This window comes from Desulforamulus ruminis DSM 2154, assembly GCF_000215085.1.
Taxonomy (GTDB): domain Bacteria; phylum Bacillota; class Desulfotomaculia; order Desulfotomaculales; family Desulfotomaculaceae; genus Desulfotomaculum; species Desulfotomaculum ruminis.
In genome coordinates this window covers 346,509-359,590 of sequence record NC_015589.1, presented here as the reverse complement: position 1 = coordinate 359,590, position 13,082 = coordinate 346,509, and the positions used below count along the sequence as shown (strand labels likewise).

The following is a 13,082-nucleotide window of genomic DNA, read 5'->3' as shown; positions in this document are numbered from 1 at the left end:
ACCGAAAGCCACTATTTATTATCATACATCAGCTTATTTACAGCATTGACGTAGGCTTTGGCGCTGGCCTCCAGGATATCGGTGCTGACGCCCCGTCCGGTGTAGACCTTCTCCTGGTCCGCCTTCCTCAGCTTGACAGTAACGTCGCCCAGGGCGTCCTTGCCCGCCGTAATGGCGTTGATGGCGTAGTTCACCAGGGTGCAGGACACTCCGGTAATTTTATCCACCGTATTATAGATGGCGTCTACAGGGCCGTCCCCGCAGGCGGCATCTTCTTTTAATTTATCTCCGGCACGAAGTCCCAGGGTGGCGGTGGGCACCACGGTGGTGCCGCTGGAAATATGCAGGTATTCCAGCACATAGGTTTCCGGCACATGCCGGATTTCATCTTCCACCAGGGCCTGGAGATCGTGATCGGTGATTTCTTTCTTTTTGTCGGCCAGGGCCTTAAACCGTCCGAAGGCCAGGTTCAGTTCTTCATCGTTCAGTTCGTAACCCAGTTCGGTCAGGCGGTTCCGGAAGGCATGGCGTCCGGAGTGTTTGCCCAGCACCAGATTCCCTGCGGTAATGCCCACCAGTTCGGGATTCATAATTTCGTAAGTGGTTCTTTCCTTTAAGACCCCGTCCTGGTGGATGCCGGATTCGTGGGCAAAGGCATTTTTACCTACCACCGCTTTATTGGGGTGCACAGGCATGCCGGTTAATGAACTGATCAGCCGGCTGGTGCGGAAAATTTCCCGGGTGTTAAAGCCGGTGGTCAAACCATACCGGTCCTTGCGGGTATAAAGGCCCATCACTACTTCTTCCAGGGCCGCATTGCCCGCCCGCTCCCCGATGCCGTTGATGGTTCCCTCTACCTGGCGGGCGCCGGCTCCCACCGCCGCCAGGGAATTGGCCACCGCCATGCCCAGATCGTCATGGCAGTGCACGCTGAGAACCGCCTTTTCCATGCCGGGAGTTTTCTCCATGATGGTTTGGATAAACCGGGCGTACTCTTCCGGGGTGGTGTAGCCCACCGTATCCGGCACGTTAATCACTGTTGCCCCGGCTTTAATCACTTCCCCAAAAACCCGGCACAGGTAATCCACATCCGACCGGGACGCATCCTCCGCGGAAAATTCCACATCGGAGGTGTATTTCTTGGCGTATTTCACCGCCTCCACCGCAGCCGCAAGCACCTGTTCCCGGTCCTTGCGCAGCTTATATTTCAGGTGAATGTCCGAGGTGGCGATAAAGACGTGAATGCGGGCTTGCTCCGCGTCCAAGAGAGCTTCCCAGGCCCGGTCGATGTCTTTGAAGTTGGCCCGGGCCAAACCGGCCACGGTGACTCCCTTGACTTCCCTGGCCACGGCCTGAACCGCGGCAAAATCTCCGGGGGAGGTAATGGGAAAACCCGCTTCAATAATGTCTACGCCCAGTCGTGCCAGTTGCCTGGCAATTTGAAGTTTTTCGTTCATATTTAAACTGACACCCGGGGACTGTTCCCCGTCCCGCAGCGTTGTATCAAAGATGTATACCCGGTTCTGCAAACCATACCCTCCCGTCTGCAATCAGTGATTCCGGTCCGGTTACTCAACCTACACCGGGTCACAGATGTCTTTCCCTGCCAGTACCATGGGCAGTACGTTTTCATTGGGATCCACACTGCAGTCAATGAGCACCGGTCCGGGATCCTGGAAGGCCTCGGTCAAGGCTGACTGCAGCTCTTCCGCCGTGTTAACCGTGTATCCCTTAAAACCATAGACCCTGGCCAGGGCGGCAAAATCCGGCACAAAGCCGAAATCCACAGCGGTATAACGCTTTTCGCAATAAAATTCCTGCAGTTGACGAACCATGCCCAGGCAGCGGTTGTTCAGCACCACAATTTTTAAAGGCAGTTCCTGCTCCGCCGCGGTGGACAGCTCGTTTAAGGACATTTGAAAACTGCCGTCCCCGGTGACCAGCACCACGGTTTTTTCCGGCCGGCCAATTTGGGCGCCAATGGCGCCGGGCAGGCCAAAACCCATCACGCCCAGTCCGCCGGAAGTAACCAGGGCCCGGGGCTCTTTAAAGGGAAAATGCTGGGCCACCCACATCTGGTGCTGCCCAACGTCGGTGCTTACAATGACGTCGCCCTTGGAATGGCGGTAGATTTCCTCAATAACGTACTGAGGTTTTAAAAGCTCCCCTTCCTGCTGATAACGATGGGCATGCTCTTCCTTCCAGGAACTGACCTGCTCAATCCAGCCGGGATTTTGCTTTTTATCCAGGCGCACCAGTAGATCTGTCAGCACCTTTTTGGTATCGCCCACGATGGGCAAGTGGGAAATGACGTTTTTACTGATCTCCGCCGGGTCAATGTCCACGTGGATTACCCTGGCCCCCGGGGCAAAGCCTGCAATCCGCCCGGTAACCCGGTCATCGAACCGGGCTCCCAGGGTAATCAGCAGGTCGCTGTGGGTTACCGCCAGATTGGCCGCCAGGTTTCCGTGCAGCCCCGGCATACCCAGGAACAACCGGTGGTCGCCGGGGAAAGCTCCCAGACCCATGAGGGTGGTCACCACCGGGGCGTCCAGGGTTTCTGCCAGCCAGACCAGCTCCTCCGAGGCTTCGGCGTTGACCACACCGCCTCCGGCATAGATGACCGGCCGTTCCGCCTGCATCATCAGTTTGGCTGCCTGATTGATCTGGGCAATGTGCCCTTTCACCGTCGGTTTATAACCTTTTAAATGAACTTCTTCGGGATAGTTAAATTTAATCCGGGTATTGGCCACATCCTTGGGCAGGTCGATGAGCACCGGCCCGGGCCTGCCCGTACGGGCGATGTGAAAGGCCCTTCTGACGATTAAAGGCAGCGTTTTAGCATCTTTAACCAAATAATTGTGTTTGGTAATGGGGATGGTAATTCCGGTGATGTCCACTTCCTGGAAAGCGTCCGTTCCCACCTGGGAGGTGGGAACCTGGCCGGTGATGGCCACCAAAGGAATCGAATCCATGTAGGCGTTGGCCAAACCGGTTACCAGATTGGTAGCACCGGGGCCGGAGGTGGCCATGCACACTCCAACCTTCCCCGTGGTGCGGGCATACCCGCTGGCAGCATGGGCCGCCCCCTGCTCGTGCCGGGTTAATATATGCTTAATCTTGCTGTCATTTAAGGCATCGTACACAGGGAGGATGGCACCACCAGGATAACCAAACACCAGCTCAACACCTTCCAATTCCAGGCAGCGTACCAACGCTTCGGCGCAGGTAATTTCCAAAGCCTCTCCCTCCCTTTCTGCCGTTGGCCATAGGCCACGGCTCTCGGTTTTTTACCTCCAACTTGAATCTTTCAATTCTAAGTATGTTGCAATTCAAACATGACTGGGGGTTACTTAGCCAAGGCCGAAAGCGGACAGTCAAAGCCCATGGCCAAGCTCTTCGGTATGTCTTAAACTATTTTTTGAGCCAGGGCATCATCTGACGCAGCTCAGCCCCAACCTGCTCAATGGGGTGTTCCTTTTCCATTTTGCGAATGGCGTTGAATTGGGGTCCCTTAACCTGATTTTCCAGCATCCAGTTGCGGGCAAAGGTTCCGTCCTGGATCTCCTGCAATACATAGCGCATTTCCTCCCGGGTTTCCTCGGTGATAATGCGGGGGCCAATCATGTAATCGCCGTACTCGGCAGTGTTGCTGACAGAATATCTCATGCGGGATAAGCCGCCCTCGTAAATAAGATCCACAATCAGCTTTAATTCGTGCAGGCATTCAAAGTAAGCCATTTCCGGAGCATAGCCGGCTTCCACCAGGGTATCAAAACCCGCTTTGATCAGCTCGCTGACACCTCCGCAAAGTACAGCCTGCTCACCAAAGAGATCCGTTTCGGTTTCTTCCTTAAAGCTGGTTTCAAAGACGCCGGCTTTGGTGCAACCGATGCCCTTGGCATAGGCCAGGGCAATGTCTTTGGCTTTGCCGGTGTAATCCTGATGCACAGCCACCAGGCCGGGAACTCCCTTGCCTTCGGCATACATCCGTCTTACCAGATGTCCGGGACTTTTGGGCGCCACCAGGAACACGTCAACATTCTTGGGAGGCACAATTTGCCCAAAATGGATGTTGAAGCCGTGGGAGAACATTAAGGCTTTGCCTTCGCTAAGGTAGGGTGCAATTTCCTCGGCATAAACCTGGCCCTGAATTTCATCGGGAAGCAGGATCTGGATAACGTCGGCCTTGGCGCAAGCTTCGGGTACAGTGTCCACTTCCAGTCCGTCCGCCTGGGCTTTGGCCCAGCGGGCGCTGTCTTTGCGCAGTCCCACTACCACATCCAGCCCGCTGTCTTTAAGGCTCTGAGCCTGGGCGTGCCCCTGGCTGCCATAACCCAGCACCGCAATCTTCTTACCTTTCAGAAATTCTAAATTGGCATCGGAATCGTAATACACTTTAACCATTTTTATTCCTCCTCTTTTGTTCTGGATATATTTGTAAATTTGGAGCCCCTAAGCACAGCAATTTTCCCGGTGCGAACCAGTTCTTTGATGCCAAAGGGTCGCAAAGCTTCTTCAAAAGCACTGATTTTCTCCTGGTTGCCGGTACACTCGATGGTCAGGTTCCGGTGCCCGTAATCCACAATGCTGGCCCGGAAGATTTGGGTAATTTGCATAATCTCACCCCGGCTGGCGGAGTCGGCCCCTACCTTGATGATGACCATCTCCCGGTCCACATGGGGGGAACCGGTAATGTCGTTAATTTTGATGACATCCACCAATTTGTGCAGCTGTTTGGTCACCTGTTCCAATATCCGGTCGTCTCCCTCCACCACAATGGTCATGCGGGAGATGGCGGGATTTTCGGTGCGGCCCACCGTCAGGCTGTCAATGTTATATCCCCGGCGGCTGAAAAGGCCGGCCACCCGGGCCAATACCCCGGGACTGTTCTCCACTAAAACGGCCAGTGTTCTGTACATTTAGCCACCCCTTTCTTAACCCAGCATTTCATTCAGCCCCTTACCCGGAGGTACAAAGGGCAGTACATTTTCTTCCGGCTCCACCACAAAGTCCATTAAAACCGGCTTCCGGGACTGGATAGCCGCCTGCAGCACCGGGGTCACCTCTTCCTTACGGGTGATCCGGTAGCCCTCGGCCCCGTAAGATTCGGCCAGTTTTACAAAATCCGGACTTTTCATTTCCGACTGGGAATAACGCCGGTTGTAAAGCATTTCCTGCCACTGGCGAACCATTCCCAGGTAGCCGTTATTCATGATGGCCACATTGACAGGCAGCTCATAATTCACCGCCGTGGCCAGTTCCTGAATGTTCATTTGAATGCTGCCGTCCCCGGCAATGTCAAAGACCGTCTCTTCCGGGCAGGCCACCTGCACGCCGATGGCGGCGGGAAAACCGTAGCCCATGGTGCCCAGGCCCCCGGAGGAGATGAAGGAACGGGGCTTGGTATAGGTGTAATACTGCGCCGCCCACATCTGGTGCTGCCCCACTTCGGTGGTAATCCGGGCCTGACCGGAGGTTTGCCGGTCGATTTCCCGGATGATCTGCTGGGGCTTCAAAGTCTCCCCGGTCCGGTCATAGTCAAAGGGATATTCCTTTTTCCAGGCGGCAATCTTCTCCTGCCAGGCTGTGGGAATCCTGGCTTCCAACCGCTCCAGCAACTGGTTGAGCACCAGTTTGACATCCCCGGTGACGGGAATATCCACCTGTACATTTTTTCCCATTTCTGCCGGATCTATGTCAATATGAATGATCTTGGCATTGGAGGCAAAACTCTCTATTTTCCCGGTGACCCGGTCGTCAAACCGGACGCCCACCGCAATGAGCAGATCGCACTCGCATACGGCATAGTTGGCATATTTTGAACCGTGCATGCCCAGCATTCCCAGGGATAGGGGATGATCGCCGGGAAAGCCGCCCAAACCCATCAAGGTAACCGTCACCGGGGCCAGCAGGGTTTCGGACAGCTTCTTCAGTTCCTGGTGAGCCCCGGAGCTGATTACCCCGCCTCCGGCGTAGATCACCGGGCAGCGGCTTTCAGCAATGGCCCTTAGGGCCTGATTGACCAAATCCTCCCGGGCTTCCCGGGGCGGGTTATAGCCGGGCAAATTCAGGCAGCCGTTTCTCTCATAGTCCATTTCCCCCGAGGAGATATCCTTGGGAATATCAATCAGTACCGGACCGGGCCGGCCGGTGCTGGCCACGTAAAAGGCTTCTTTAACAATCCGTCCCATATCCTTAATATCTTTGACAATATAGTTGTGTTTGGTGATGGGGAGGGTGATGCCGGTAATATCCACCTCCTGGAAGGAATCCCTGCCCAGCAGGAAGGTAGGCACCTGGCCGGTAATGGCCACCATGGGAACCGAATCCATATAGGCATTGGCAATACCGGTGACCAAATTCGTAGCTCCGGGACCGGAGGTGGCCAGACACACACCCACCTTGCCGGAAGCCCGGGCATAACCGTCGGCGGCATGGGCCGCCCCCTGCTCATGACGGACAAGAATGTGCTGAAGATCGGAATCATAAAGGGCATCGTAGATCGGTAACGCCTGCCCACCGGGGTAGCCGAATATCGTCTCTACGCCCGCTTCTTTTAAACTATCGATCAGGATTTGCGCCCCGGACATTTTCATGAGCAAACCTCCTCTTGCTTATACTGCATTTCTCTAAATCTATCCCCTAAGTCAGCACCGCGCCTTTGCCGGCCGAGGTTACCAGCCGAGCGTAGCGGGCCAGGTAGCCCTTGGTGACCCGGGGTTGGGGCGGCTGCCAGTTGGCCTGCCGCTCTTTAATTTCTGCTTCGGACAGTTGAACCTCCAAACGGTAGTTGGGAATATCGATTTCCACAATATCCCCGTCCTGAAGGACGGAGATAAGACCCCCTTCCGCTGCTTCCGGCGAAACGTGTCCGATGGATGCTCCTCTGGAGGCACCTGAAAATCGTCCGTCGGTCAGCAAGGCCACTTCTTTATCCAGTCCCATACCGGCCAGGGCCGAGGTGGGCATCAGCATTTCCCGCATGCCCGGCCCCCCCTTGGGACCTTCGTAGCGGATCACCACCACGTCGCCGGGCTTTATTCTCCCGCCCATGATGGCCTGAATGGCCGCTTCCTCTCCGTCAAATACCCGGGCGGGTCCTGTATGCTTCAGCATTTCCGGCGCCACGGCGGCCCGTTTTACCACCGCTCCGTCCGGAGCTAAATTTCCCCTGAGGATCGCTAAACCGCCGGTAGCACTGTAAGGCTCGCTCACACTGCGAATGACGCCGTTATCCTTCACGCCGGCCTGGGCCAGTTGTTCTCCCACCGTCAAACCGCTGACAGCTTTAATATTCAGATTAATCAGATCTTTGCGGGACAGTTCTTTCATCACCGCCTGAATTCCCCCGGCAGCATATAAATTCTCTATATGGTGCTCTCCGGCGGGGCTGAGCTTACATAGGTGCGGGGTTTTTTCACTCATCTGGTTTACCAGGTTCAGATCCAGTTCAATGCCTGCCTCATGGGCAATGGCCGGCAGGTGCAGCACCGTATTGGTGGAGCAGCCCAGGGCCAGATCAACGGTTAAACCGTTGGCAAAAGCTTTGGCCGTTAAAATATCACAGGGTCTGAGGTTCTCCTGCACCAGACTCACCGCCCGGATGCCGGTCATTTTAGCCAGCCTGCGCCGGGCTGCAGATACGGCCGGAATGGTTCCGTTGCCCGGCAGGGCCATGCCCAGAACCTCGGTCAGACAGTTCATGCTGTTGGCGGTAAACATCCCGGAGCAGGAACCGCAGCCGGGACAGGCGCTGTCCTCTAACTGGGCCAGTTCTTCCGGCGTCATGCGCCCGGCCTGAACGGCGCCCACAGCCTCAAAAATATTGGTCACCGAGACGTCTTTATCCTGAAACCGGCCTGCCATCATGGGGCCGCCGCTGACCACAATGGCCGGTATGTTCAACCGGGCTGCCGCCATCAACATGCCCGGAACTACTTTATCACAGTTGGGAATGAGCACCAGCCCGTCAAAGGGGTGGGCCTGGGCCATCACTTCAATGGAATCGGCGATAATTTCCCGGCTGGCCAGGGAATATCGCATGCCCGGGTGGCCCATGGCGATACCGTCGCATACGGCAATGGCCGGAAATTCCACCGGGGTTCCCCCGGCCATTCTCACGCCGGCTTTGACAGCCTCTGCGATATCTTTAAGGTGCATATGACCGGGAACAATTTCGTTAAAGGAGTTCACCACTCCGATCATGGGTTTGGACAATTCCTCATCCACCAAACCCAGAGCTCTAAATAAGCTGCGGTGCGGAGCCCTTTCCAGCCCTTTTTTCATGGCATCACTACGCATGGTTTACACCCTCTCTGTCAGAATAATTAAAAAACCTCCCGCACCCGGCACTTAGGCCAGGGGCGAGAGGTTTATCCTTCCGCGGTACCACCCTGATTGCTTCAAAAGATCATGAAGCCAACTCAGTACGCCAACTAAAAAAACATGGCGCTGGTTTTGATAACGGGTTCCACAACCCGGTCCCAATTACTAATGGAAAACCACTTTCACGGGGGCAACTCCAGGGTGAGACTAGTCTGCCAATTGGCGCCGGCTTGCACCTTATCCGGCTCTCTGAAGCCCTGTTTCAGACTACCGTCCCTATCAACATTGTTAAATATGAATTAATAAACAGTATAAGTTTTTAGTCAATCCCTGTCAAGAAAGGTTTCGTTAATTTTCGATTAAAATGGAGATTGCTAATCTCTTTCCCGCATCACCTTGAGAAAAACTTCCACCAGAAAAGGATCGAAATGGCTACCGGCACACCGCTCAATTTCCTTCAGGGCTTCCCGGGGGCTTTTCCCTTTGCGGTAAGGGCGATCGCTGGTCATGGCGTCAAAGGCATCGGCGATGGTAATAATCCGGGCCACCAGAGGAATATTTTCCCCGGAGAGGCCCAGGGGATAGCCGGTGCCGTCAAACTTTTCCTGATGATGCATGACGCCTTCGCAAACCTCATCCATCAGGGATTTAGGTTCAATTTGTTCTATAATTTGAGCCCCGATTTCCGGATGGCTCTTCATAATGTTCCACTTTTCTTCGGACAGCGGCCCCGCTTCCAGCAAAACGTTATCCCGGATACCGATTTTTCCCACGTCATGGAGCAGTGCCGCCCGCTCCAAAACCACCTGCTGCTGGTAATCCAGCCCCAGTCCCCGGGCAATTTCCATGGCCAGTTTGCTGACCCGCTCCGAGTGGCCCCGGGTATAGGGGTCCCTGGCATCCAGGGCCGATGAGAGGGCCCGGATCAGGCTCAGAACCAGTTTTTCCTGGTTGGCGAAGAGGATGCTGTTGTCAATAATAACGGCCGCCTGACCGGAAAAGGCGCTGCACAGTCTCAGGTCCCTGGCGTTAAAGGGGCTGCCGTCCTGCTTGTTTACCAGTTGCAGACAGCCCAGACAGCGGCCTTTCCCCACCAGAGGAATGAAAACCATGGAATTGACCGCCATGTTTAAAGCCCGGCTGGTATCTTTCAGCAGATAATGACTGCCTTCTTCCCGGTCCCTGGAAATAATTTGGGGGGTTCCCCGTAGCAATATCTCGTCCATCAAAATTTTAAACTGCTGCTGCAGGAAATCCACGGATTCAAAATCAAGGCTGTAGGCCGCCACCGGAGAAATTCCCCGGTTTTCCCAAATGTTCAGCCAAAGTACCCCCACTTCGGCTTTAACCAGGAAAATCGCCTGCTCCATCAGGACTTCCACAATCTCCTCCAAACGCAGGCGGGAGCTCAGTAACCCCCCCGCTTCAATGAGGGTTTCAATTTCATCTGTAGTAAATCCCGTTTGATTTTTCAGAAGGATACCTTGTTCTTCCATGGATCCCACCCCGTAAAATCTGCTTAAATATAAGTAGTTTGATTTTTGATAAGAAATTCCTGCCAATATATTACTTTACATAAAATTTTACCCGGGAAAATTCCCGGGGCTGTTTTTGTATCCGCTCCAAATAACCAATATTAAAGCGTTAAGAATAATTATGGCTATTCTTAACGATCTTTTCAGTTTAAATTTTTTCACTCTCACCCTACTTGTTCCATCTTAAAATTTATATATAAATCATTATAAATTATAATTTTGTATTACCAAATATTATCTGGTAAAAAGATGTATTTATATTGACTGTTTGATATTAAGCAATCATATAAAAAAGTACGACATCGGGAATCAATCCCAATATCGTACTTTTATATTTTGATTTATTTTTTAAATCTCTCTCAGTCTGGCCTTGGCAACGCCGATGGCCTGCTGCACCGCCTCGGGAGCCGGACCGCCCCGGACTTTCCGGGCCGCGGCACAGTATTCCACGCCGATGGCGGCATAAATATCCTCTGCAAAGGCCGGTGAAAGGGCTTGATACTCTTCCAGAGTCAGCGCCTCCAGGTTTTTCTGGTGCTGCAGGCAGTAAAAGACTGCCTTGCCCACCACCTCATGGGCTTCCCGGAAGGGTACCCCTTTTTTAGCCAGGTAATCCGCCACATCGGTGGCGTTGGTAAAGCCGCCCCGGGCCGCCCCGGCCATATTTTCCTTGCGCACCGTCATGGTAGCCACCATGGGCCGGAAGACCAGCAGACAGCCCTTCACGGTGTCGATGGCGTCAAAAAGGGCCTCTTTATCCTCCTGCATATCCTTGTTATAGGCCATGGGCAGGCCTTTGAGCATGGTCAGCAGCCCCAGCAAGTCCCCGTAAACACGCCCGGTTTTACCCCGGATCAGTTCCGCCACATCGGGGTTCTTTTTCTGGGGCATAATGCTGGACCCGGTGCTGTAGGCATCATCCAGTTCGATAAAAGCAAATTCACCGGTGGCCCAGAGGATGATCTCCTCACAAAAGCGGCTTAAATGCATCATAATTAAGGATGAAGCCGCACAAAACTCAACGGCAAAATCCCGGTCGCTGACGGCATCCAAGCTGTTGTCGCTGACAGCGGCAAAGCCCAGCAGTTCCGCTGTATATTCCCGGTCCAGGGGAAAGGTGGTCCCGGCTAAGGCGCCGGAGCCCAGGGGCATCACGTCGGTGCGGCGGTAGCAGTCGGCCAGGCGGTCCATGTCCCGCAAAAACATCTGTACGTAAGCCATCAGGTGGTGGGACAGGGTGATGGGCTGGGCCCGCTGCATATGGGTGTACCCTGGCATCACTGTGGACAGGTGCTGCTCCGCCAGGTTTAACAAAGTTTCCACCAGTTCCCGGAGCTGACTGCGAATTTCTTTGATTTCATCCTTCAGGTACATGCGGATGTCCACGGCCACCTGATCGTTGCGGCTCCGGGCGGTATGGAGCTTTTTGCCCACCGCTCCGATTTTAGCCGTCAGCAGCTGCTCCACATTCATGTGGATGTCTTCGGCCGCCACATCAAATTCCACGTTACCTTCTTCAATCTCTTTCAGGATCTCCCTAAGCCCCTCTACGATTTGACCGGCCTCTTCCGGGGAAATAACCCCCACCCGGCCCAGCATGGTGGCATGGGCGATGCTGCCCTGGATATCCTGTTTATAAAGTCTCTGGTCAAAAGAAATGGAGGAATGAAAATCCTCCACCAGATGATCGGTTGTTTTCTGGAAGCGCCCGCCCCAGAGCTTGGTCATTAACAGCACTCCTTTTTGGTTAAGTAATTCTTAGGGGCGGCTTTCGGCTTTCGGCTTTCGGCTTTCGGCTTTCGGCTTTCGGCTTTCGGCTTTCGGCAAAAGGGTAGGGCTGCTTTTACCCCTGTGTCAAGTTGTATCTCTATAAACCCTTGAGAAAATCCCAAAACCGATGACCGACGGCTGATAGCCAATAGCCCGACCGCAAAGAAATACCCTTCAGTTTAGCGCAGTCCCGCTTTTTTCTCCATCAATGCCCGGACTTTCAGGGGCAGGCCGAAAAGATTGATGAAACCTTCCGCATCCGCCTGGTTGTATACTTCATCCCGGCTGAAGGTGGAAAGTTCTTCGTCATACAGGGAATAAGGGGAAGTAACTCCCGCCGGGATGATATTGCCCTTGTACAATTTTAATTTAACCGTACCGGTAACCGTGCGCTGGGTGCTGTCCACAAAGGCGTCCAGCGCTTCCCGCAGGGGAGAGAACCACACGCCGTCGTATACCAGTTCGGCGTAGCGCAGGGCCATTTGTTCCTTATAGTGCAGGGTGGCCCGGTCTAAGGTAAGCAGTTCCATTTCCCGGTGGGCGTAAACCAGGATGGCGCCGCCGGGCGTTTCGTAAACCCCCCGGGACTTCATGCCCACCAGACGGTTTTCCACCATATCCACAATACCAATGCCATTGGCGCCGCCGATCTCATTCAACTTTTCCAGCAGGGAAACGCTGTCTGTTTTTTCACCGTTCAAAGCAACCGGAATCCCCTGCTCAAAGCCGATTTCCACATAGGTCGGCTGTTCCGGAGCCTTTTCCGGGGGTACGGTCAGCATCAGCATGTCATAGGAAGCAGGGTTCGCCGGACTTTCCAACTCGCCGCCCTCGTGGCTGATGTGCCAGATGTTGCGGTCCCGGCTGTAAATGCTCTTTTTGGTAACCGGCACCGGGATACCCCGGGCCTCGGCATAGTCAATGGCGTCTTCACGGGAGCGAATGTCCCACTCCCGCCAGGGTGCAATCACTTTCAGGTGGGGAGCCAGGGCTTTAACGCCCAGCTCAAAGCGGACCTGATCGTTGCCTTTGCCGGTAGCGCCGTGAGCTACCGCCACCGCACCCTCCTTCTCGGCAATTTCCACCAGTTTTTTAGCAATGAGGGGGCGGGCAAAGGAAGTGCCCAGCAGGTATTTCCCTTCGTAGACGGCCCCGGCCTTAAGGGTGGGAAAAACGTATTCCTCAACAAATTCTTTGCGCAGATCTTCAATGTATATCTTGCTGGCGCCGCTCTGAATGGCTTTCTCCTCTAGGGGAGCCAGTTCCTCGCCCTGTCCCAGATCGGCCGTCATGGCAATGACTTCGTAGCCGTAATTTTCTTTGAGCCAGGCAATAATAACAGATGTGTCCAGACCACCGGAGTAGGCCAGTACAACCTTTGGCATGGTGATATCTCCCTTCATACTTGATCTTAATCCTTAGTTTCTTCGACATTTTGCCAGATATTCC

9 protein-coding genes and 1 other annotated feature are annotated in these 13,082 nt (G+C 54.2%); all 9 genes read right to left on the bottom strand.

Features of this window, described 5'->3' with window-relative positions; genetic code table 11:
- Positions 1–11: 11 nt before the first annotated feature.
- The gene (locus DESRU_RS01880) at positions 12–1,529 is read right to left on the bottom strand and encodes a 2-isopropylmalate synthase (RefSeq protein WP_013840433.1); all 1,518 of its coding nucleotides are present in this window, start codon (positions 1,527–1,529) and stop codon (positions 12–14) included.
- 48 nt (positions 1,530–1,577) lie between these two features.
- Positions 1,578–3,239, bottom strand: a complete 1,662-nt coding sequence (ilvB, locus tag DESRU_RS01875) for a biosynthetic-type acetolactate synthase large subunit (protein WP_013840432.1) — start codon at positions 3,237–3,239, stop codon at positions 1,578–1,580.
- A 175-nt stretch (positions 3,240–3,414) separates the two neighbouring features.
- Complete coding sequence (gene ilvC, locus DESRU_RS01870; RefSeq protein WP_013840431.1) at positions 3,415–4,407, bottom strand: ketol-acid reductoisomerase; 993 nt, start codon at positions 4,405–4,407, stop codon at positions 3,415–3,417.
- 2 nt (positions 4,408–4,409) lie between these two features.
- Positions 4,410–4,922 (bottom strand): acetolactate synthase small subunit, encoded by a 513-nt coding sequence (gene ilvN / locus DESRU_RS01865; protein ID WP_013840430.1) that lies wholly within the window; start codon positions 4,920–4,922, stop codon positions 4,410–4,412.
- A 15-nt stretch (positions 4,923–4,937) separates the two neighbouring features.
- A complete protein-coding gene (gene ilvB / locus DESRU_RS01860) occupies positions 4,938–6,599 on the bottom strand; it encodes a biosynthetic-type acetolactate synthase large subunit (protein ID WP_013840429.1) in 1,662 nt (553 codons plus the stop codon).
- A gap of 46 nt (positions 6,600–6,645) precedes the next feature.
- The gene (ilvD, locus tag DESRU_RS01855; RefSeq protein WP_013840428.1) at positions 6,646–8,304 is read right to left on the bottom strand and encodes a dihydroxy-acid dehydratase; all 1,659 of its coding nucleotides are present in this window, start codon (positions 8,302–8,304) and stop codon (positions 6,646–6,648) included.
- A gap of 55 nt (positions 8,305–8,359) precedes the next feature.
- Positions 8,360–8,620: a binding site (T-box leader), on the bottom strand.
- 82 nt (positions 8,621–8,702) lie between these two features.
- A complete protein-coding gene (locus DESRU_RS01850) occupies positions 8,703–9,824 on the bottom strand; it encodes a GAF and HD-GYP domain-containing protein (protein ID WP_013840427.1) in 1,122 nt (373 codons plus the stop codon).
- A 387-nt stretch (positions 9,825–10,211) separates the two neighbouring features.
- Positions 10,212–11,591, bottom strand: a complete 1,380-nt coding sequence (gene argH, locus DESRU_RS01845) for an argininosuccinate lyase (RefSeq protein WP_013840426.1) — start codon at positions 11,589–11,591, stop codon at positions 10,212–10,214.
- 221 nt (positions 11,592–11,812) lie between these two features.
- On the bottom strand, positions 11,813–13,018 hold the full coding sequence (locus DESRU_RS01840; protein WP_013840425.1) for an argininosuccinate synthase: 1,206 nt from the start codon (positions 13,016–13,018) through the stop codon (positions 11,813–11,815).
- Positions 13,019–13,082 lie beyond the last annotated feature (64 nt).

Bases quoted from the DNA above. Each gene is read 5' to 3' on its own strand.
- ilvC (WP_013840431.1), bottom strand. From the start codon at position 4,407: ATGGTTAAAGTGTATTACGATTCCGATGCCAATTTAGAATTTCTGAAA.
- ilvB (WP_013840429.1), bottom strand. From the start codon at position 6,599: ATGAAAATGTCCGGGGCGCAAATCCTGATCGATAGTTTAAAAGAAGCG.
- DESRU_RS01840 (WP_013840425.1), bottom strand. From the start codon at position 13,018: ATGCCAAAGGTTGTACTGGCCTACTCCGGTGGTCTGGACACATCTGTT.
- ilvD (WP_013840428.1), bottom strand. From the start codon at position 8,304: ATGCGTAGTGATGCCATGAAAAAAGGGCTGGAAAGGGCTCCGCACCGC.
- argH (WP_013840426.1), bottom strand. From the start codon at position 11,591: ATGACCAAGCTCTGGGGCGGGCGCTTCCAGAAAACAACCGATCATCTG.
- ilvN (WP_013840430.1), bottom strand. From the start codon at position 4,922: ATGTACAGAACACTGGCCGTTTTAGTGGAGAACAGTCCCGGGGTATTG.
- DESRU_RS01850 (WP_013840427.1), bottom strand. From the start codon at position 9,824: ATGGAAGAACAAGGTATCCTTCTGAAAAATCAAACGGGATTTACTACA.